Genomic DNA, 19,805 nt, shown 5'->3' with positions numbered 1-19,805 from the left:
GTCACGTCGGTCACCGGTCGACGCCTCCCATCACGGGGTCGATGGACGCGACGGCGACGATGACGTCGGCGACCTGGCCGCCTTCGCACATCGCCGCCATGGCCTGGAGGTTGGTGAAGGACGGGTCGCGGAAGTGGACCCGGTAGGGGCGGGTGCCGCCGTCGGAGACGACATGGGCGCCCAGCTCCCCCTTGGGGGACTCGACGGCCGCGTACACCTGGCCGGGCGGGACCCGGAAGCCCTCGGTGACCAGCTTGAAGTGGTGGATCAGGGCCTCCATGGAGGTGCCCATGATCTTCTTGATGTGGTCGAGGGAGTTGCCGAGTCCGTCGGGGCCGAGGGCGAGCTGCGCGGGCCAGGCGATCTTCTTGTCCTCGACCATGACCGGGCCGGGGGCGAGCCGGTCGAGGCACTGCTCGATGATCCGCAGCGACTGGCGCATCTCCTCCAGCCGGATCAGGAACCGGCCGTAGGAGTCGCAGGTGTCGGCGGTCGGCACGTCGAACTCGTACGTCTCGTACCCGCAGTACGGCTCGGCGCGGCGCAGGTCGTGCGGGAGCCCGGCGGAGCGCAGGATGGGCCCGGTGGCGCCGAGGGCCATGCAGCCGGCGAGGTCGAGGTACCCGATGTCCTGCATGCGGGCCTTGAAGATCGGGTTGCCGGTGGCGAGCTTGTCGTACTCCGGGAGGTTCTTGCGCATGGTGCGGACGAACTCGCGGACCTGCTCGACGGCGCCGGGCGGGAGGTCCTGGGCGAGGCCGCCGGGGCGGATGAACGCGTGGTTCATGCGCAGGCCGGTGATCAGCTCGTAGAGGTCCAGGATCATCTCGCGGTCCCGGAACCCGTAGATCATGATCGTGGTGGCGCCCAGCTCCATGCCGCCGGTGGCGATGCACACCAGGTGCGAGGAGAGCCGGTTCAGCTCCATGAGCAGGACGCGGATGACGGTGGCCCGGTCGGGGACCTGCTCCTCGATGCCGAGCAGCTTCTCCACGCCGAGGCAGTACGCCGTCTCGTTGAAGAACGACGTCAGGTAGTCCATGCGCGTCACGTACGTGGTGCCCTGGGTCCACGTCCGGTACTCGAGGTTCTTCTCGATGCCGGTGTGGAGGTAGCCGATGCCGCAGCGGGCCTCGGTGACGGTCTCGCCGTCGATCTCCAGGATGAGCCGGAGCACGCCGTGGGTGGAGGGGTGCTGGGGGCCCATGTTGACGACGATCCGCTCGTCGTCGGCCTTCGCCGCGGACTGGACGACCTCGTCCCAGTCGCCGCCGGTGACGGTGTAGACGGTGCCCTCGGTGGTCTCGCGGGGCTCCGCGGGCGGGGTTGCCTTGGGGGTGGTCACGAGTACGACCTCCGCTGGTCCGGAGCCGGGATCTGGGCGCCCTTGTACTCGACGGGGATGCCGCCGAGGGGGTAGTCCTTGCGCTGCGGGAAGCCCTGCCAGTCGTCCGGCATCATGATCCGGGTGAGGGCGGGGTGGCCGTCGAAGACCAGCCCGAAGAAGTCGTACGTCTCGCGCTCGTGCCAGTCGTTGGTCGGGTAGACCTCGACGAGCGACGGGACGTGCGGGTCGGCGTCGGGGGCCCCGACCTCCAGGCGCAGGCGCCGCCCGTGGGTGAGCGAGCGCAGGTGGTAGACCGCGTGCAGCTCGCGGCCCTTGTCGCCGGGGTAGTGGACGCCGCTGACGCCCAGGCACAGCTCGAAGCGGAGCGCGGGGTCGTCGCGCAGGGTGCGGGCGACCCGGACGAGGTGCTCGCGCGCGATGTGGAAGGTGAGCTCGCCCCGGTCGACGACCGTCTTCTCGATCGCGTTCTCGGGGAGGAGCCCCTGCTCCTCCAGCGCGCCCTCCAGCTCGTCGGCGACCTCGTCGAAGTAGCCGCCGTAGGGCCGGGTGGAGGGGCCGGGGAGGCGGATGGAGCGGACGAGGCCGCCGTATCCGGAGGTGTCGCCGCCGCCTCCGGCGCCGAACATCCCGCGCTGGACGCGGATCTCCTCGCCGTGGTCGCCGCGCTGGCCGGGGAGGTTCTGCGCGGAGAGCTCCCGCTCCGGGTTGGGCCGGCTGGACGGGTCCGGGCCCGGGCCGGGCTTCGGGTCCCGGCCCGGCTTCGGGTCCTGGCCCGGCTTCGGGTCCGGGTTCGGCCGGTTGGACTGGTCGGTCACCGGAGCAGCCCCTTCATCTCGATCGTCGGGAGGGCCTTGAGCGCCGCTTCCTCCGCCTCACGGGCCGCCTCGCGCGCGTTGACGCCGAGCTTGGACGTCTGGATCTTCTGGTGGAGCTTGAGGATCGCGTCCAGCAGCATCTCGGGGCGGGGCGGGCAGCCGGGCAGGTAGATGTCGACCGGTACGACGTGGTCGACGCCCTGCACGATCGCGTAGTTGTTGAACATGCCTCCGGAGGAGGCGCAGACGCCCATGGAGATGACCCACTTCGGGTCGGGCATCTGGTCGTAGACCTGGCGCAGGACCGGGGCCATCTTCTGGCTGACCCGGCCGGCGACGATCATCAGGTCGGCCTGGCGCGGCGAGCCGCGGAAGACCTCCATCCCGAACCGGGCCATGTCGTAGCGCCCGGCGCCGGTCGTCATCATCTCGATGGCGCAGCAGGCGAGGCCGAAGGTCGCGGGGAAGACGGACGCCTTGCGCACCCATCCCGCGGCCTGTTCGACCGTCGTCAGCAGAAATCCGCTCGGCAGCTTCTCTTCGAGTCCCATGACTGTGCCCCTTCAGCCCCTCAGTCCCACTCCAGGCCGCCGCGCCGCCACACGTACGCGTAGGCGACGAAGACGGTGAGCACGAAGAGGAGCATCTCCACGAGCCCGAAAAGCCCCAGGGAGTCGAAGGCGACCGCCCAGGGGTAGAGGAAGACGATCTCGATGTCGAAGACGATGAAGAGCATCGCCGTCAGGTAGTACTTGATCGGGAAGCGGCCACCTCCGGCCGGCGTCGGGGTCGGCTCGATCCCGCACTCGTACGCCTCGAGCTTCGCCCGGTTGTACTTCCTCGGGCCGATGAGCGTGGCCATGACCACGGAGAAGATCGCAAACGCTGCCCCTAGGGCGCCGAGCACGAGGATGGGCGTGTACGCATTCACGCTCCTCGCTCCTTCCAGTCGTCCTTGACCGTTGGACCGCACCGGGCATCCGTCTCGCCGCCTCGGAAGGAGTCCCCGGGTGATCGGGGACCCCCGGAAGATCGCTTACATGTGAGGCAGTTCACAAGCCCGACTGCAACGCATCCTATGCCCGTCGATCTGTGATCTGCGACACGGGGTACGCCAACGTCTTTGTGATCTCCACCACCTGGCGAAGGATCATGAACCCGACGCGGCGGCGATCTTCGCACCAGACGTGATCGAGTAGCCACGATAGGTGATATTTCCTCCCGTCGTCGCTGGTGGGAGGGGCCTTGCCCTATCAAGCCATGGCCGGTACACGCAAATTCGAGTTGGACGCGTCCGGGTGATAAAGGGGCTCACCCCACCCGCGCGAGGGGCGCGACGGGACGGAGGTGGACGCGTGCACCCGTTCACGAGCGCGGAGCGCAAGCACCGCGGACACGAATGTGACGTGCGCCACCTCGCACGGGCGCACGAAGAAGCGGGGTTGGCCAACTTCGCCAACCAGTGGTAGGCGGGCGGCAATTCGGGCGTTTCGCGGATAACCCATGATCACGGGCATGATCACCCGGAGCCGAAATGTCCGTTACGGCGTCAATAAGGGCCGTAGGGAACCGGATTCAGTCCTTCGGGCCGCAACTGTGGCGCACCCCACGTTTCTTGAAGGGAACCGCCGGGCCCTGATAGCGGTTGTTCTCATGTCCCACACCGCTCACATACCCAGCCACCGGAAGCCCCGCCGCAGCTCCTCGAAGCTCGCGCTGCGCGCCGGAGTTGCCGGTGGCGTCCTCAGCACCATCGCGGTGGCCGCGTCACCGGCTCAGGCCGAGCCGGTGACCGAGACCGTCGAGATGCCCACGCTCACCAACGTGGACCTGTCCGGCGCCCTGTCCACCGCCGTCGCCGCGTCCGCGGAGGCGACCCAGCAGGACGCCCTCCTCCAGGACCTGCGGGCGCAGGAGGACGCGGCTGCGGCCCAGGCGGCGAAGGACGCCAAGAAGGCCAAGGACGAGGCCGAGCGCAAGGCCGAGGCCGAGCGCAAGGCCAAGGAGGCCGAGGAGGCCCGCAAGGCCGAGGAGGCCCGCGCCGAGGCGCAGGACCGCTCCTCCCGCACCTCCGAGCGCTCCTCCCTGTCCACCACGTCCTCGTCCTCCTCCGGCGGCGGCTCCTACAGCGCCCCGGCGACCGGTTCGGCCGCCGCCATCGTGGCGTTCGCGCGCGCCCAGGTCGGCGACGCGTACGTCATGGGCGCCACGGGCCCCAACGCCTGGGACTGCTCCGGGCTCGTCCAGGCCGCCTACCGCCAGGCCGGCATCGACCTGCCGCGCGTCTCCGGCGCGCAGTCGAGCATGGGCACCTCCGTCTCGCTGGACAACCTCCAGCCGGGCGACATCCTCTACTGGGGCAGCCGCAGCGGCTCGTACCACGTCGCCGTGTACGTCGGCGGCGGCAAGTACGTCGGCGCGCAGAACCCCAGCACCGGTGTGGTCGAGCGCTCCCTGGACTGGGACCGTCCGTCCGGCGCGGTCCGCATCCTCTGACGCCCCCCGGCACTCCACACGGCGAAGGCCGTCGCTCCCCCGCTCGGGGCGGGAGCGACGGCCTTCGCCGTGCGTCGCGTGCGTCGCGTGCGTCGCGTGCGTCGCGTGGGACGGTCGGGCGCCGGTGAGCGCGGTGGCGCCGCCGCCGCACCGGCCGGCGCGGGTGGGGCGCGTCCGTGCGTGCGGGGGCGTGTGCCGACCGGGCTCCCGTGAGGCGCGTGCCGACCGGCTCCTGTGGGGCGCGTGCCGAGCGGCGTCGGTGGGGGCGCCTTCGGGGCGCGTACCGCACGGCCTCGGTGGGGGCGCGTCGGTGGGGCGCGTCGGGGAGCCGTACCGGAGGGCGTCGACGGGGCGCGGGCGCGGGGGCCGGCCGGTCCGGGTGGCGCCCGCTCCACGGCGGCCCCGTGCGCCCGCCCGGCCGTCAGTCCGCCGGGCGGAAGGCCTCGATGAGCCGCCCGTAGCTGTCCCCGCCGTGCCCGTCGGCGACCGCCTTCGCCATCAGCTCCCGGTGCAGCTCCGGCAGCCTCCCGTCCACGCCCCGCGCGCGGCCCGCGTGCAGCAGGTGCTCGACGGCCGCGAGCTGCACGTCGATGGTGGCGTCGTCGCCCGGGTAGCGGCCCTCGTCGATCTGCCCCGCGTACCGCTCCATGAACAGCCCGACCGTCGACAGCCAGCGCACCGCGACCGGTGTGAACGCCCGCGCGGCCACCCCGTCCGCGCCGGCCAGCGCCGTCGCGTGCAGCCAGCCGCCGAACACCGACCACATCAGCCCCAGCAGCCCCGTGTCGTACAGCGAGGCGAGCCCCGCGTCCTCCCCCAGGTCGATCGGGTCGCCCAGCACCGCGAGCGTGTCCCGGTGCGCGGCGAACGCCTCGGGCGTACCGCTGTAGAGGAACATGCTGGCCGGGCTGCCCACGCCGGGCGGCGTCGTCATGATCCCGCCGTCCAGGTACCGCGCCCCCGCTCCGGCCGCCCACGCGGCCGTCTCCCGCGCCTGCTCGGGCGACCCGGACGTCACGTTGACCAGCGTCCGGCCCGCCAGCAGCCCGGCCACCGGGTCGAGCAGCTCCCGCACGGCGGCGTAGTCCAGCACGCACACCACGACCAGCCCGCTCGCCTCCACGGCCTCCGCGACCGTCCCGGCCCGCCGCGCACCCCGCGCCGCCGCCGCTTCCGCCTTGGCGGGCGTGCGGTTCCAGACCGTCGTGGGGTGACCGGCCGCCAGGAACGCCTCGGCCAGGGCCGATCCCATCTGCCCCAGTCCGAGCACGGTGACCTTTTCACGGCTCATCGCCTTGTTTCTCCCTCTGCGTACGGATTGCCTGTGCGGTCTCCACCCTCGCAGCGGGCGTGGGGCGCCGACAGTGGCGGGACTGCCCCTGTGCGCAAGATTCCTGCCGTACGCTCCGGGACATGAGCGCCGGAACCGTCGCCGTGGCCGTCCTCCAGGACGCCGGGCTGTCCCCCTGGGAGATGTACGAACTGTCCATCGCGCTCGCGGTGTTCGGCATCCCGCACGACGACCTCGCCGACCCCTGGTACCGGCTCCGCCTCTGCACCGACCGCCCGCACGGGACCGACCGCCCGCACGGGCGGCCGGGCGCACCCGGGCGGAGGGACGTGCGGCACGGGCCGGGGGAGGCGTACGGGCCGCCGGGCTTCTCCCTCCGTACCGAGCACGGCCTGGACGCGCTCGCCGGCGCCACCACGGTCATCGTGCCGTCCGTGCCGGAGGCGTGCGTCACCGGCGCCCGGGAGGTGTCCCCGGAGCTCGTGGCGGCGCTGCGCGCGGCGGCGGCCTCGGGGGCCCGCGTGGTGTCGCTGTGCACCGGCGCGTTCGCGCTGGCCGCCGCCGGGCTGCTCGACGGCCGCCGCGCCACGGCCCACTGGCAGCACACCGCCGAACTGGCCGCCCGGTACCCGGCGGTGACCGTCGACGACTCGGTGCTCTACACGGACGACGGCTCGGTGCTGACCAGCGCGGGCGCGACCGCCGCCCTCGACCTGTGCCTGCACCTGGTCCGCCGCGACCTCGGAGCGCACGTCGCCAACCAGCTCGCCCGGCGGCTCGTCGTGCACGCCCACCGGGCGGGCGGGCAGGCGCAGTTCGTCGACGCGCCCCTGCCGCCCTCGGGCGGCGACGGCCTCGGGCCGGTCCTCCAGTGGGCGGTCGAGCACCTGGCGGAGCCGCTCACCGTCGACGACCTGGCCCGGCACGCGCGGATGAGCCCGCGCACCTTCCACCGCCGCCTCCGGGAGGCCACCGGGACCACGCCGATGCGGTGGCTGCTCCAGCAGCGCGTCGCCCGCGCGCAGAGCCTGCTGGAGTCCACCGACCTGCCCGTGGAGCAGGTCGGCGAGCGCAGCGGCCTGGGCACGGCGGCGAACCTGCGCCGCCACTTCACCCGGCTCGTGGGCGTCTCCCCCACGGCCTACCGCAGGTCCTTCCCGCCCCCGGCCGACCCGGGCGGGCGGGGCGGGACGGGGAGGCCGGGTGACCGGGTCGGGCCGGGTGCGCCGGGCGGGCGGGGCGGGCCGGGGAGGCCCGCGGGACCGCCCGGCCTCACGCCTTCGGGGCGACCTTCGACAGGCCGTTGATGATCCGGTCCATGGCGTCGCCGCCGGTCGGGTCCGTCAGGTTGGCGAGCAGCTTCAGCGTGAAGCGCATCAGCATCGGGTGGGTGAGGCCCCGCTGCGCCGCGATCTTCATGACCTTCGGGTTGCCGATGAGCTTCACGAAGCCGCGGCCCAGCGTGTAGTAGCCGCCGTAGGTGTCCTTGAGGACCTGCGGGTACGTGTGCAGGGCCCGCTCGCGCTGGGCGTCCGTCGCGCGGGCGTGCGCCTGCACGATGACGTCCGCGGCGAGCTGCCCGGACTCCATGGCGTACGCGATGCCCTCGCCGTTGAAGGGGTTGACCAGGCCGCCCGCGTCACCGACCAGCAGCAGGCCGCGCGTGTAGTGCGGCTGCCGGTTGAACGCCATCGGCAGGGCCGCCCCGCGGATCGGCGTCGTCATGTTGTCGGGCGTGAAGCCCCAGTCCTCCGGCATGGACGCGCACCACGCCTTGAGGACCTCCCGCCAGTCCAGCTCGCGGAAGGCGGAGGACGAGTTGAGGATGCCCAGGCCGACGTTGGACGTGCCGTCGCCCATGCCGAAGATCCAGCCGTAGCCGGGCAGCAGCCGGTCCGGGCCGGGGCCGCGCCGGTCCCACAACTCCAGCCAGGACTCCAGGTAGTCGTCGTCGTGCCGGGGCGTCGTGAAGTACGTGCGGACCGCGACGCCCATCGGCCGGTCCTCGCGCCGGTGCAGCCCCATCGCCAGGGACAGGCGGCTGGAGTTGCCGTCGGCGGCGACCACGAGCGGGGCGCGGAAGGTGACCGGCGTCTTGTCCTCGCCCAGCTTGGCGTGGACGCCGGTGATCCGGCCGGTGCGGGGCTCGACGACCGGCTCGCCGACGTTGCACCGCTCGTACAGCCGCGCCCCGGCCTTCTGCGCCTGCCGGGCGAGCTGCTCGTCGAAGTCGTCGCGCTTGCGGACCAGGCCGTAGTCCGGATACGAGGCGAGCTCGGGCCAGTCGAGCTGGAGGCGGGCGCCGCCGCCGATGATCCGCAGGCCCTTGTTGCGGGACCAGCCGGCTTCCTCGGAGATGTCGATGCCCATGGCGACGAGCTGCTTGGTGGCGCGCGGGGTGAGCCCGTCGCCGCACACCTTCTCGCGCGGGAAGGCGGTCTTCTCCAGCAGCAGGACGTCGAGTCCCGCCTTCGCGAGGTAGTACGCCGTGGTGGAGCCCGCCGGGCCCGCCCCGACGACGATCACATCTGCGGTGTGTTCGGAGAGGGTCTCGGTCACGGCGAGTTCTCCCGGAGCTCGAAATGGCGTGCCGAAAGCACGGGACATGGGCAGTCTATGGGGACCTCGCGTCCCCGATCCGAAGGGCACCCCCGATGACCGAGCTGCTCCACGCCGCCGCCGCCCGGCCCGCCGGCGGGCCGGACTTCCGCCTGCGCGTGCCGACGGAGGAGGACGCGTACGCGTGGCACCGCGTCTTCGACGACCCGGAGGTGATGGAGTACCACGGCGGCCGGTCCGCCGAGCTGTCCGTGTACCAGGAGTTCACCGCCCGCCAGCGCCGCCACGACGCCGAGCGCGGTTTCTGCCTGTGGACGCTGCTGGACGGGGCGGGCGAGGTCGTGGGCTTCACCGGCGCGCAGCCGTGGCCGCACCCGTGGGGCCCGGTCGGCGAGGTCGAGATCGGCTGGCGGCTGGCCCGCCCGGCCTGGGGCAGGGGCTACGCGACGGCGGCGGCCCGCGAGACCCTGGAGCGGGTGCGGGCGGCCGGTGTGGGGCGGGTCGTCGCCATGGTGAACGCGCGCAACGAGCGGTCCGTCGCGGTCACCCGCCGCCTGGGCATGACCCTCCTCGAGGCCGCGCCCATCCCCGGCCGCGACGGCGAACTGGCCCACCGCTACGGACTGGAGCTGTGACCCCGCGGCCGTGACCCCGCTCGTGCGGCGCCGGCCGTGCGACGCCCACCGCGTGTACCGTCCCGCCCGCCTCGTCCACGCACGGCTTCTTCCCCGACGGCATCGGGCCGCCCCTGGCGGCCTCCGGCCGCGACCACGGGGTGTTGGGTGCGGCGCTCGCCAGGCCCGACGGCATCGGCCGGTACCGCCTGCGGGCGGCACCGGCGGGGTACGGCGGGGTTCCTCGGACACAGGCGACCGCGTCGCCGAGAGGCCCCGGGCATTGTCGGTGGCGGCTGAGAGGATCGTCCGATGACCGACCCCGCCGCCGCCATCACCGCCTACTGGGACGCCGCGGCCCAGGACTTCGACGAGGAGCCGGATCACGGCCTCAAGGCCGCTGACACCCGCGCCGCCTGGGCGCGACTGCTGACCTCCTGGCTGCCCCCCGCCCCGGCGGACGTCCTCGATGTCGGCTGCGGCACCGGGTCGCTCTCCGAGCTGGTCGCCGGGGCGGGGCACCGGGTGACCGGGGTGGACCTGGCGCCGCGGATGGTCGAGCGGGCTCGCGCCAAACTCGCGGAAGCCGGGCTTCCGGGCCGTTTCCTGATCGGGGACGCCGCCGCGCCGCCCACAGGTCGGGAGACGTTCGACGTCCTGCTCTCCCGCCACCTGGTGTGGACGCTGCCCGACCCTCGGGCCGCTCTGGAAGCGTGGGTGTCCCTGATCCGCCCCGGCGGACTGCTCGTCCTCGTCGAGGGCCGCTGGCGGGAGGCCGGAGAGAGCGCCGCGCCCTATGGCGCCGGCGGCGGCACCCTGCCCTGGCACGGGGGCATCACCGCCCGAGACCTGACCGTCGCGGTGCGTCCGCTCGTCACCGACCTGCGTGTCGAACCGCTCAGTGCCGAGGACGCCCTCTGGGGCGGCCCGGTGACGGACGAGCGCTACGCCCTGATCGCCCGGGTCTGACCCCGCCCTGCCGTGCGCACGTCCCGCGGCCGTCGCCGAAGCCGCCGGGCGGGCACCGGACAGCGGGGCAGCGGGGGTGGCGATCCGGCCGAGCCGCACCGGACGGCCGATTCGGCAGCCGCGGCTGCCGGGAGACGGCCGAGGACCGGCCCCCGTCCACCCGGCGGGCGCCCGCCGTGGGATCCGTTACGCCTCCAGCGCCTTGCGGCCGCGGTGCATGGCCACGATGCCGCCCGAGAGGTTCCGCCAGGCCACCTTCGACCAGCCGGCCTTCTGGAGCATGCCGGCCAGCTCCGGCTGTCCGGGCCAGCTCCGGATGGACTCGGCCAGGTACACGTACGCGTCCGGGTTGGACGACACCGCGCGGGCGACCGGCGGCAGCGCCCGCATCAGGTACTCCTCGTACACCTTGCGGAACGGCGCCCAGGTGGCGTGCGAGAACTCGCAGATCACGACGCGTCCGCCGGGCCTGGTCACCCGGTACAGCTCGCGCAGCGCCTCGTCCGTGTCCTGGACGTTGCGCAGCCCGAAGGAGATGGTCACCGCGTCGAAGACGTCGTCGCGGAACGGCAGGCGCATGGCGTCGCCCGCGGTGAGCGGCAGCCAGGGGTGGCGCTTCTTGCCCTCGCTCAGCATGCCGAGGGAGAAGTCGCAGGGCACGACGTACGCGCCGTCCTCCACGAACGGCAGCGAGGACGTGCCGGTACCCGCCGCGAGGTCCAGGACCCGCTCGCCGGGACGGGCGTCCACGGCCCGCGCCACCTCCCGGCGCCAGCGCCTGTCCTGGAAGAGGGACAGCACGTCGTTGGTGAGGTCGTAGTTCGCCGCGACGTGGTCGAACATCGAGGCGACTTCGTGCGGCTGCTTGTCCAGCGTTGCTCGGGTCACGCAGCCATTCAAGCAGGCGGCCCGGCCCCGCCCCCGAGCGGCCGTACGGCGCGCCGCCCCCGTACCGGCCCCGCCCATCGCCCCGTACCGGCGCCGCGCATCCGTACCGGCGCCGGGCTCAGGCCGCGCGGTACACCAGCCGCCCGTCCAGGACGGTGGCCACGCAGGCGGCGGCGCCGCGCGCGGGCAGCTCCGCCAGGTCCGGCACGTCGAAGACGGCGAACCGGGCCGGTCCGCCCGCCCGAGGCGGCTCGGCCCACACCACGGGCCCGCCCGAGGCGAACGGGTCCGGCGACGGCGTGCCCTCCGGCCGCCCGGCGCGCGGGACGGCGCCGAGGCCGGTGCGCCGCACCGCGTCCCGTACGGCCGCCGTGCGCGGCTCCCCCGCGACGGCGACCACACCGTGGGCCAGCAGCCGCTGCACGCCGCGCCGGGCGCTGCCGCCCCGGCGGGCCTCGGTCAGGCCGAGCGCGGCGAGCGCCACCCCGGTGATCGGCAGCGTGCCCAGCTCGTCCGCCTCGCGCGGGTCCGGGTGGTACGCCTCCTCCAGCAGCTCGGGGCCGTACGCGTTGACCAGGCCGGGCGTCAGGACACCGGGCCAGCGCCGCACGCGGGCGCGCGGGTGGGCGGCGGCCAGCTCCTCGTACGGGCCGACGGCGGCGATCCGCGCGCCCTCGACGGCGAGGGCGGGGGCGCCGGGCCGCTCCCCCGCCGTGTGGATCGTCAGCACGGGCGGGTCAGCGGGCGTCGACGAGCTTCAGCCCGGGGTGCGCGGTGCCGCCCTCGATGGCCGTGGAGGAGATGTGGGAGGCGACGCGGTCGTCGACCGGGTCGTTCGCCGGGTCGTCGTGGACGACGATGTGCTCGTACGTCGTGGTCCGCTGCGCCGGGACGCGGCCGGCCTTGCGGATCAGGTCGATGATCTCCAGCCGGTTGGAGCGGTGCCGGGCGCCGGCCGAGGAGACGACGTTCTCCTCCAGCATGATCGAGCCGAGGTCGTCGGCGCCGTAGTGCAGGGAGAGCTGGCCGACCTCCTTGCCGGTGGTGAGCCAGGAGCCCTGGATGTGGGCGACGTTGTCGAGGAAGAGCCGCGCGATGGCGATCATGCGCAGGTACTCGAAGAGCGTGGCCTGCGTGCGGCCCTTCAGGTGGTTGTTCTCCGGCTGGTAGGTGTACGGGATGAAGGCGCGGAAGCCGCCCGTCCGGTCCTGCACGTCGCGGATCATCCGCAGGTGCTCGATGCGCTCGGCGTTGGTCTCGCCGGTGCCCATCAGCATGGTGGAGGTCGACTCGACGCCCAGGCCGTGGGCGATCTCCATGATCTCCAGCCAGCGCTCGCCGGACTCCTTGAGCGGGGCGATCGCCTTGCGGGGCCGCTCCGGCAGCAGCTCGGCGCCCGCGCCCGCGAACGAGTCGAGCCCGGCGGCGTGGATGCGCCGGACGGCGTCCTCGACGGAGACGCCGGAGATCCGCGCCATGTGCTCCACCTCGGAGGCGCCGAGGGAGTGGATGACGAGCTGCGGGAACTCCTTCTTGATCGCCGCGAAGTGCTTCTCGTAGTACTCCACCCCGTAGTCCGGGTGGTGGCCGCCCTGGAACATGATCTGCGTGCCGCCCAGTTCGACCGTCTCGGCGCAGCGGCGCAGGATGTCGTCGAGGTCGCGGGTCCAGCCCTTGGCGGTGTCCTTGGGCGCGGCGTAGAACGCGCAGAACTTGCAGGCCGTGACGCAGACGTTGGTGTAGTTGATGTTCCGCTCGATGATGTACGTCGCGATGTGCTCCGTACCGGCGTAGCGGCGGCGCCGGGCGGCGTCGGCGGCGGCGCCGAGCGCGTGCAGCGGGGCGGACCGGTAGAGGTCCAGGGCCTCATCCGGGGTGATCCGCCCACCGGTGGCGGCACGGTCGAGAACGGACTGGAGGTCGGCCTTCTCGGTCACCGGTTGCGTACCTTTCGCCAGCATGCGGACGGACCGGACCAGCCTACGCCAGCGCCGTGACGGCTATTCCGCGCGGTCCAGGGTGGCGCGCGGACGCCCGGCGTCGGCGTCGTCGGAGGCGTAGTGGAGCCGGCCGGCCTCCAGGCGCAGGGTGACGGTCCGGGTGCCACGGGTGCACACGTCGGTGGCCACGTGGTGGGCCGAGGTGTCGGTGGTGAGCGTGTCGCCGGTGACGCCGCGCAGGACGAGGGTGTCCTGGCAGAGCTCGCGTCCGATCTCGTCGTACCGGACGACCCGGCCGACGGCCTGCCCGGCCCCGCCGCTTCTGACGGCGACGGTGAGCCGGACGGCGGGGGTCTCCCCCGCGGCGCCCACGGGTGCCGCGAACGGGCCCTTCCAGGTGCCGAGGAACGCCTGCGGCACCTGGGGGCCGCTGGGTGCGGCGGCCCCGCCGTCGGCACCGGGCGGCTTGGCGGCCGGGTCCTCGCCCCCGCCACCACCGCGCGGCAGCACGTCGAACAGGATGGCGCCGCCCACGGTCACGGCGGCGAGGGCGCCCGCCACGGCGAGGGCGAGGGTGCAGCTGAGCCGCCGGCCGCCGCGCGGCCCGGTCGGCTCGGCACCGGCGGTCAGGGACACGGAGACGGGCGGCCTGCGGGGCGGCGGAACGGCGTCCACGGTGGAGAGGTCCTCGGCGCCCCGCACCGGATCGCCGCCCCGCGCCGGAACGCCATCCCGCACCGCGGCACCGCCCCGCACCGGAACGCCATCCCGCACCGCGGCACCGCCCACGGCCGGCGGTACGGGCGGCATCGGCGGAACGACCGCCGGGCTGCTGAACGGCACCGGCCCCGACAGCACCCCCGGCCCGGCCCCGGGCCCTTCCAGACCCGCGGCTCCCGTCCCGGCCTCCCGGCCGTGGCGGCCGTGCTCCACCGGCCCGGCCCCCAGGGCCTGCGCCGGCCCCTCCGCCGCCTCCTCCCCGGGCCTTTCCGCCCCGGCCTTCACCGGCTGCACGTCGAGGTCCAGCAGCCGGACCGCCGCCCGGCTGACCTCCTCCACCACAGCCGCCGGAAGCCACCCACCGGTGGCTGTGGCCGACGGCTCCGGGGCAAGCCCGGCGGCCAGGTCCCCCGGGGCCGGCCGGGCGGCCGGGTCCTTGGCCAGGCAGGCGGCGACCAGGTCCCGCAGCGGCCCCGCCAGCGCCGGGCCGAGCTCCGGCTCCTCGTGCACCACCTTGTACAGCAGCGCCGCCGACGAGTCGCCGGAGAACGGCGCGGAGCCGGTCGCCGCGTAGGCGAGGACCGCGCCCAGCGAGAAGACGTCCGTCGCCCCGGTCGGCCCGCCCCCGCCCGCCTTGCCGAAGATCTGCTCGGGCGACATGAAGCCGGGGGAGCCGACGGACACGCCGGTGGAGGTGAGCGACGTGGTGGCGTCCACGGCGCGGGCGATGCCGAAGTCGATGAGGCGCGGCCCGTCGAGGGCGAGCAGCACGTTCGACGGTTTGACGTCCCGGTGCACCAGTCCGCTCGCGTGCACGGTGGCCAGGGCCTCCGCCAGCCCGGCGCCCAGCACCCGCACGGACCGCTCGGGCAGCGGCCCGTGGGCGGTCACCGCCTGGGTGAGGGAGGGCCCGGCGACGTACCCGGTGGCGATCCACGGCACCGTCGCGTCCGGGTCGGCGTCCAGGACGGGCGCGGTCCAGCGGCCGCCGACGCGCCGGGCGGACTCGACCTCCCGGCGGAACCGGGCGCGGAACTCCCCGTCCAGCGCGAGGTGCGGGTGCACCACCTTGACGGCCACCGTGCGGCCGCCCTCGCTGCGGGCCAGGTAGACGCGGCCCATGCCGCCCGCCCCCAGCCTGCCGAGCAGCCGGTACGGGCCGATCGCCCGCGGTTCGCCCGCCTCCAGCGGATGCATCCGCCCCGCTCCCCCCGTCCGTGCCACCGGTCGTCGTAGTCCCGCCCGACAGCAGCGTAGAGGTCCCCCGGGCCAACGCCACGGGGATTCGCGGGACCGCCCGGCCAACCGGCCCGCCCGTACCGCCGTCTACCCGGCCGAGGTCAGAGCAGACGCCCCCGCCCCTGCAGGAGACCGCAGCGCAACCGCCCCACCCAGACCGGAGTCCCACCATGAAACGTCCGCTCATACGCCTCGCCGCCACCGCCGCCGTCATCGGCTCCCTCGCCCTGGCCGCGGGATGCTCGGGCGAACCCGTCTCCTTCGAGACCCCCGACGCCTCCGCCCCGGCCGGCGGGCGGCCGGTCGCCCCGCCGCCCGCGAAGCCCGGAGAGCCCCCCGTCCCCGCGACCGTGCTGCCGACCGGCCCGAAGGCGGAGTTCACCACCCAGAACACGGTCGACGACGGTACGAGGATCGGCGTGACGACCCTGGAGGGCCGGAAGTCCGGGTTCACGGGCAAGGTGTGGGTCTGGGCGCCCCCGCAGTATTTCGAGCCCCGGTACGCGGGCAGCGGCTTCCCGGTGCTGATCGCCCTGCCCGGCGGGAACGGCTACCCGAAGAATTACTGGATGGGCACCGACCTGAAGCTGCAGAGCAGCATCAGCAGGTGGTCGAAGGAGGGAAAGAGCCTGCCGTTCATCGTCGTGATGCCCGTGCTCAACCCGGACGACAAGTTCTACTACGACGGCAGTGACATACCGGGCCAGGAGAAGATGGGCACCTGGATGACGGAGGACGTCCCCGATTTCGTCCGGGCCAATTTCCGTACGTTCGCCTCGCGCGACGGCTGGGCGTTCATGGGCTCGTCGTCGGGCGCGTTCGTGGGGCTGAAGTCGGTGCTGAAGCACCCGGACAAGTTCAAGGCGGTGATCGCCTCCGGGCCGGACACCGTGCCGGACTCGCCGCTGTGGGCGGGGCACGAGGCGGAGAAGGCGGCCAACAATCCGGAGGTCCTGGCGAAGGCGCTCTCCGCCCGGCCCTCGAGCCCCGCCACGGACGTCTATCTCGCGTTCCAGATCGGCACGAAGGAGTCCGGCCTGGCCAACCTCCGCTCCTTCATCCGGAACTACGGCAAGGGCCCCGTGAAGACCCGGCTGGAGGTCATCCGGGACGGCGGGCACAACGCCCGCACGTACGTGAAGGGCATGGAGGACGGCTCGATCCAGTGGATCAGCGCGCACATGCAGGGCCCGGTCCCGTCCTCCTGACCGGCCCACCGGCTCGCCCCCGGCTCGCGACGCGGCCCGCCGGCTCGCCCCCGGCTCGCGACGCGGCCCGCCGGCCCGCCCCCGGCCGTCGACCGGGCCCGCCGGATCACCCCACCCCGCCGCCGAGCAGGTCCACCCGTACGTCGGCGGGGAAGCCGGTCGTCGGCCCGGTCCTGCGGGCGAACTCCCGCACACCGGCGAGCTGGTCGGGGCCGAACCGGAAGTCCAGCGTGGTGAAGTACCGTTCCAGCAGCTCGGCGTCGAAGGCCTCCCAGCGCGCCGCCTGCTCGGCGACCTTGCCGACCTCCTCCAGCGACAGGTCGCGCGACGCCAGGAACGCCTCGTGCACCTTCCGTACGACGGCGGGCTCCCGCTCCAGGTAGTCGCGCCGCGCGGCCCACACCGCGAACACGAACGGCAGCCCGGTCCACTCCTTCCACATCAGCCCCAGGTCGTGGACGTGCAGGCCGAGGCGCGGCGCGTCGTGCAGGGAGGCGCGCAGCGCGGCGTCGCCGATCAGCACGGCCGCCTCCGCCTCCTGCATCATCAGCCCCAGGTCGGGCGGGCAGGTGTAGTAGTCGGGGGCGACGCCGTACCGCTCGGCGAGCAGGAGCTGGGCCAGCCGCACCGACGTGCGGGAGGTGGAGCCGAGCGCGACCCGCGCCCCGTCCAGCCGCTCCAGCGGGAGCTGGGAGACGATCACGCACGACATGACGGGCCCGTCGCAGCCGACGGCCAGGTCGGGGAAGGCGACCAGGCGGTCGGCGTGGCGCAGGTACTCCACGAGCGTGATGGGCCCGATGTCGAGCGAGCCCTCCACCAGCTTCTCGCTGAGGCGCTCGGGGGTGTCCTTGGTCAGCTCCAGGTCGAGCAGGGTCCCCGTGCGGGCCAGTCCCCAGTAGAGGGGCAGGCAGTTCAGGAACTGGATGTGCCCGACACGCGGCCGGGTCCGCCGAGAATTGTCCACATCGCGAGGCTAGTCCCCGCCACGCCGGAACCGTCCCACCGGGTGCCACCGCGCCCACCCGCGCCCACCGGACCATCCGGCACCCACCACCGGCGGGCCGGCACCCGGCCACCGGGCCGGCGCCCGCCCCTCCCCCACCACCCACCCACCGACATCACACTCAAACATCGGAGTGACATCACGAAGGGGTGATCTTCGCCTCTACCCATCCGCGGAGAGCGCGTGCTAGGCTCGACGCAAGTTGCAGTTTGGTTTCCCTTGCAGTACAGAGCCTGCGGAGCATGTGACCCGCAGGCTTTTGTAGTTTTCAGACTTCTTTGCAGGTTCTGGAGCAGGGCAACCCTTTGGCCCAAGGAGGGCTTATGGCTACCGGAACCGTCAAGTGGTTCAACGCTGAAAAGGGCTTTGGCTTCATCGCCCAGGACGGCGGCGGCCCGGATGTCTTCGTCCACTACTCCGCGATCAACGCGTCTGGCTTCCGCTCCCTCGAGGAGAACCAGGTCGTGAACTTCGACGTCACGCAGGGCCCGAAGGGCCCGCAGGCGGAGAACGTCACCCCCGCCTGACGGCGACGGGTCGGCGATCGCGCACGACTTAGCAGTACCCAAGGGGTCCGCCTCCCGCATTCCATGCGGGAGGCGGGCCTCTGCCTTTGTACGGCCCCCGTGCGCCCCCGCACGACCTCAGTACGGCCCCTGTACGGCCCCGAGGGCCCCGCATCCGGCCGGAAGCCTCCCCCGTACTCGGGCGGCGCCGCCTACCCTGGCCCCATGACCGACCGCAAACCCCCCGGGGTCACCTTCGAGTCATGGGTCGACAAGCAGATCCGCGAGGCGGCCGAGCGCGGTGACTTCTCCCACCTCTCCGGCCTGGGCAAGCCGCTCCCCGACGACACGGCGCCGTACGACGAGCTGTGGTGGGTGAAGGGCAAGATGAACCGCGAGGGCCTGTCCGCCCTCCCTCCCACGCTGGCCCTGCGCAAGGAGGCGGAGGACGCCCTGGAGGCGGTGGGCCGCGCGACCTCCGAGAGCCAGGTGCGCCGCATCGTCGCGGAGATCAACGAGAAGATCGCCGCGGCGGTCCGCCGCCCGCCACCGGGCCCGCCCCTGAACCTGCGCCCCTTCGACACGGAAGCCGTCCTGGCCGACTGGCGCGCGGCCCGCGGCGGGCCGGCCGAGGACGTCCGAAGCCGCTGAGCCCCCGCCCCGCCTGCGCTGCTACGGTTCGCGGCGACGCGGCCCGGCACAGAGGGCCGCCGGGTGGGGGCGGGAAGCGGTGGAACGAACGGTTCAGGCATGCCCGGAGTGCGGCGCGGACACCAGTGCCGACACGCGGTTCGTGATGTGGTGCGCGGCGTGCGACTGGAACGTGGACCCGGGCGGTCCCGAGCCGTCGTGGAGCAGGCTGGACCGGCTGCGGCGGGAGCTCGCGCGGCGGCACGGGGAGCGGCTGCTGCGTGAGGTGACCGCGGGCGGGCCGCCGCGCGGCCGACGGGACGCGGCGAGCATCGCGGCGTACGGCATCGCCCTGGCCGTGCACGCGGTGACGGCGGCGCTCGTGGTGGGCGGCGTCCTTCTCGTCGTGGGCGGCTGGGGGTCGGTGCCGCCGGTGGCGGTCGGCGTGTTCCTGCTGGCCCTCGCGTGGACGCTGCGCCCACGTCTCGGCGGGCTCCCGGACGACGTGCCGGTGCTGTACCGGAAGGACGCGCCGCGGCTGTACGCCCTGATCGACGAGGTGGCCGAGGCCGCCGGTACCCGCGGGGTGGACGCCGTCGTGGTGGGTACCGAGGTCAACGCGGGTGTCACCACGTACGGCCTCCGCCGGCGGCGGGTCCTCACGCTGGGCCTCGGCCTGTGGGAGCCGGCCACGGGCCAGGAGCGCGTCGCGCTGCTCGGCCACGAGCTGGGCCACTACGCCCACGGCGACGTACGCCACGGTGTCGTCGTCGGCGGGGCGCTGCGCTCCCTGGCGGCGTGGCACTACCTGGTGGAGCCGGTCCTCCACCCGTCGCCGCTGGAGGCGGTGCTGAACGTCCTCTACATCGTGCCGAGGGCGGTGATCCTGGGCACCCACATGCTGCTGGAGCACCTGACCCTGCGGGCCGCGCAGCGCGGTGAGTACCTGGCGGACGCGCTGTCCGCGCGGGTCGGCTCCACGGAGGCGGCGGTGGGGGTGCTGGACCTGTGCCTGGTGGCGTCGGCGGCGGAATCGTTCCTGCTGCGCGAGCGGAACGCCCGCCAGGTGGTGCGGGCGGGCCGGACGGCCGCTCCCGCGGAGCCGGCGGCGCGGGTGTGGACCCGGCTGGCGGAGTACGTGGCGTCGATCCCGGAGTCCGAGTACGAGCGCCAGCGCCGCGTGGCGGCCCTGCGCGGCCACAGCGTGGACACGACCCACCCACCGACCCACCTGCGCCGCATCCACCTGCTGACGGCCACCCCGTCCCCCGCGACGATCACCCCGTCCGCCGCCGTCCACGAGGAGATCACCCGAGAGCTCGCCCCCGCCCGCGAGTCCCTCGCCCAGGCCCTCCTCCGAGGCTCCCTCTGACACCCCCGCGGCCCGAGCACCCTCCCGAGCCCGCGCCCAGCCGCCCGGTCTCCGCCTCCGTACCCGAGCAACGAGCAAGGGGGCGCCGACACGGCCCCAGCCCGACGACGAGGGCGAAGCCCATAGAGCCGACGCCCCCGCCTCCAGACCAACGCCCCGCCTGCGCCCGGCCGCCCCACCTACGCCTCCCGCCGGCCTGGCGTC

General features: G+C 73.8%; 19 protein-coding genes. 8 read left to right on the top strand and 11 right to left on the bottom strand.

Features of this window, described 5'->3' with window-relative positions:
- Positions 1–10: 10 nt before the first annotated feature.
- From CP974_RS17620 to CP974_RS17605, 4 genes are read right to left on the bottom strand one after another with little or no spacing between them, the layout of a single operon-like run.
- Positions 11–1,345, bottom strand: coding sequence for an NADH-quinone oxidoreductase subunit D (locus CP974_RS17620; protein WP_031129907.1), 1,335 nt, complete (start codon positions 1,343–1,345; stop codon positions 11–13).
- Positions 1,342–2,163: an NADH-quinone oxidoreductase subunit C gene (locus CP974_RS17615; protein WP_051839183.1), complete on the bottom strand. Its 822-nt coding sequence runs from the start codon at positions 2,161–2,163 to the stop codon at positions 1,342–1,344. The genes CP974_RS17620 and CP974_RS17615 overlap by 4 nt, the downstream gene beginning before the upstream one ends.
- Entirely contained in the window at positions 2,160–2,714 is a 555-nt protein-coding gene (locus tag CP974_RS17610; RefSeq protein ID WP_031129909.1) for a NuoB/complex I 20 kDa subunit family protein, read from the bottom strand. The genes CP974_RS17615 and CP974_RS17610 overlap by 4 nt, the downstream gene beginning before the upstream one ends.
- Before the next feature lie 20 nt (positions 2,715–2,734).
- Positions 2,735–3,094: an NADH-quinone oxidoreductase subunit A gene (locus CP974_RS17605; protein WP_031129910.1), complete on the bottom strand. Its 360-nt coding sequence runs from the start codon at positions 3,092–3,094 to the stop codon at positions 2,735–2,737.
- A gap of 722 nt (positions 3,095–3,816) precedes the next feature.
- On the opposite strand from CP974_RS17605, the gene CP974_RS17600 reads away from it, so the two are divergent.
- Positions 3,817–4,659: a C40 family peptidase gene (locus CP974_RS17600; protein ID WP_031129911.1), complete on the top strand. Its 843-nt coding sequence runs from the start codon at positions 3,817–3,819 to the stop codon at positions 4,657–4,659.
- 421 nt (positions 4,660–5,080) lie between these two features.
- Here CP974_RS17600 and CP974_RS17595 read toward each other — a convergent pair whose 3' ends face one another.
- Positions 5,081–6,004 carry an NAD(P)-dependent oxidoreductase gene (locus CP974_RS17595; RefSeq protein WP_223844398.1) on the bottom strand — a complete coding sequence of 308 codons (924 nt, stop codon included), beginning with the start codon at positions 6,002–6,004 and terminating at the stop codon, positions 5,081–5,083.
- 68 nt (positions 6,005–6,072) lie between these two features.
- Between CP974_RS17595 and CP974_RS17590 the strand changes: the two genes are divergently transcribed.
- Positions 6,073–7,257, top strand: coding sequence for a helix-turn-helix domain-containing protein (locus CP974_RS17590; protein ID WP_085921630.1), 1,185 nt, complete (start codon positions 6,073–6,075; stop codon positions 7,255–7,257).
- Here the strand turns inward: CP974_RS17590 and CP974_RS17585 are convergent.
- Positions 7,223–8,509, bottom strand: coding sequence for a geranylgeranyl reductase family protein (locus CP974_RS17585; RefSeq protein WP_069977553.1), 1,287 nt, complete (start codon positions 8,507–8,509; stop codon positions 7,223–7,225). The two genes, CP974_RS17590 and CP974_RS17585, sit on opposite strands and share 35 nt — an antisense overlap.
- 95 nt (positions 8,510–8,604) lie before the next feature.
- Here CP974_RS17585 and CP974_RS17580 point away from each other — a divergent pair, with 95 nt between their 5' ends.
- Both CP974_RS17580 and CP974_RS17575 read left to right on the top strand, forming a co-directional pair.
- On the top strand, positions 8,605–9,144 hold the full coding sequence (locus tag CP974_RS17580; RefSeq protein WP_031129914.1) for a GNAT family N-acetyltransferase: 540 nt from the start codon (positions 8,605–8,607) through the stop codon (positions 9,142–9,144).
- Between the two features lie 291 nt (positions 9,145–9,435).
- On the top strand, positions 9,436–10,092 hold the full coding sequence (locus CP974_RS17575) for a class I SAM-dependent methyltransferase (protein ID WP_031129915.1): 657 nt from the start codon (positions 9,436–9,438) through the stop codon (positions 10,090–10,092).
- Positions 10,093–10,278: 186 nt separating this feature from the next.
- Here CP974_RS17575 and CP974_RS17570 read toward each other — a convergent pair whose 3' ends face one another.
- From CP974_RS17570 to CP974_RS17555, 4 genes are all read right to left on the bottom strand, one after another.
- On the bottom strand, positions 10,279–10,980 hold the full coding sequence (locus CP974_RS17570) for a demethylmenaquinone methyltransferase (protein ID WP_031129916.1): 702 nt from the start codon (positions 10,978–10,980) through the stop codon (positions 10,279–10,281).
- Between the two features lie 118 nt (positions 10,981–11,098).
- Positions 11,099–11,710, bottom strand: coding sequence for an imidazolonepropionase-like domain-containing protein (locus CP974_RS17565; RefSeq protein ID WP_031129917.1), 612 nt, complete (start codon positions 11,708–11,710; stop codon positions 11,099–11,101).
- Positions 11,711–11,717: 7 nt separating this feature from the next.
- Complete coding sequence (mqnC, locus tag CP974_RS17560) at positions 11,718–12,917, bottom strand: cyclic dehypoxanthinyl futalosine synthase (protein ID WP_031129918.1); 1,200 nt, start codon at positions 12,915–12,917, stop codon at positions 11,718–11,720.
- 63 nt (positions 12,918–12,980) lie between these two features.
- Positions 12,981–14,837: a serine/threonine-protein kinase gene (locus CP974_RS17555; protein ID WP_031129919.1), complete on the bottom strand. Its 1,857-nt coding sequence runs from the start codon at positions 14,835–14,837 to the stop codon at positions 12,981–12,983.
- 212 nt (positions 14,838–15,049) lie between these two features.
- Here CP974_RS17555 and CP974_RS17550 point away from each other — a divergent pair, with 212 nt between their 5' ends.
- Positions 15,050–16,087 carry an alpha/beta hydrolase gene (locus CP974_RS17550; protein WP_031129920.1) on the top strand — a complete coding sequence of 346 codons (1,038 nt, stop codon included), beginning with the start codon at positions 15,050–15,052 and terminating at the stop codon, positions 16,085–16,087.
- A 106-nt stretch (positions 16,088–16,193) separates the two neighbouring features.
- Here CP974_RS17550 and CP974_RS17545 read toward each other — a convergent pair whose 3' ends face one another.
- Positions 16,194–17,054 (bottom strand): menaquinone biosynthetic enzyme MqnA/MqnD family protein, encoded by an 861-nt coding sequence (locus tag CP974_RS17545; protein WP_031129921.1) that lies wholly within the window; start codon positions 17,052–17,054, stop codon positions 16,194–16,196.
- A gap of 362 nt (positions 17,055–17,416) precedes the next feature.
- Here CP974_RS17545 and CP974_RS17540 point away from each other — a divergent pair, with 362 nt between their 5' ends.
- The 3 genes from CP974_RS17540 to CP974_RS17530 all read left to right on the top strand — a co-directional run bounded on the left by CP974_RS17540 (position 17,417) and on the right by CP974_RS17530 (position 19,601).
- Complete coding sequence (locus tag CP974_RS17540; RefSeq protein ID WP_003967102.1) at positions 17,417–17,620, top strand: cold-shock protein; 204 nt, start codon at positions 17,417–17,419, stop codon at positions 17,618–17,620.
- A gap of 204 nt (positions 17,621–17,824) precedes the next feature.
- Positions 17,825–18,250: a DnaJ family domain-containing protein gene (locus tag CP974_RS17535; RefSeq protein ID WP_031129923.1), complete on the top strand. Its 426-nt coding sequence runs from the start codon at positions 17,825–17,827 to the stop codon at positions 18,248–18,250.
- Positions 18,251–18,329: 79 nt separating this feature from the next.
- Positions 18,330–19,601 carry a M48 family metallopeptidase gene (locus CP974_RS17530; protein ID WP_031129924.1) on the top strand — a complete coding sequence of 424 codons (1,272 nt, stop codon included), beginning with the start codon at positions 18,330–18,332 and terminating at the stop codon, positions 19,599–19,601.
- Positions 19,602–19,805: the final 204 nt, after the last annotated feature.

It is taken from the genome of Streptomyces fradiae ATCC 10745 = DSM 40063 (assembly GCF_008704425.1).
Taxonomy (GTDB): Bacteria; Actinomycetota; Actinomycetes; order Streptomycetales; family Streptomycetaceae; genus Streptomyces; species Streptomyces fradiae.
Note: the sequence above shows the minus strand (reverse complement) of the source record. Positions and strands in the feature narration are given on the sequence as shown.

Bases quoted from the DNA above. Each gene is read 5' to 3' on its own strand.
- CP974_RS17535 (WP_031129923.1), top strand. From the start codon at position 17,825: ATGACCGACCGCAAACCCCCCGGGGTCACCTTCGAGTCATGGGTCGAC.
- CP974_RS17600 (WP_031129911.1), top strand. From the start codon at position 3,817: ATGTCCCACACCGCTCACATACCCAGCCACCGGAAGCCCCGCCGCAGC.
- CP974_RS17575 (WP_031129915.1), top strand. From the start codon at position 9,436: ATGACCGACCCCGCCGCCGCCATCACCGCCTACTGGGACGCCGCGGCC.
- CP974_RS17550 (WP_031129920.1), top strand. From the start codon at position 15,050: ATGAAACGTCCGCTCATACGCCTCGCCGCCACCGCCGCCGTCATCGGC.
- CP974_RS17555 (WP_031129919.1), bottom strand. From the start codon at position 14,837: ATGCATCCGCTGGAGGCGGGCGAACCGCGGGCGATCGGCCCGTACCGG.
- CP974_RS17580 (WP_031129914.1), top strand. From the start codon at position 8,605: ATGACCGAGCTGCTCCACGCCGCCGCCGCCCGGCCCGCCGGCGGGCCG.
- CP974_RS17590 (WP_085921630.1), top strand. From the start codon at position 6,073: ATGAGCGCCGGAACCGTCGCCGTGGCCGTCCTCCAGGACGCCGGGCTG.
- CP974_RS17610 (WP_031129909.1), bottom strand. From the start codon at position 2,714: ATGGGACTCGAAGAGAAGCTGCCGAGCGGATTTCTGCTGACGACGGTC.
- CP974_RS17540 (WP_003967102.1), top strand. From the start codon at position 17,417: ATGGCTACCGGAACCGTCAAGTGGTTCAACGCTGAAAAGGGCTTTGGC.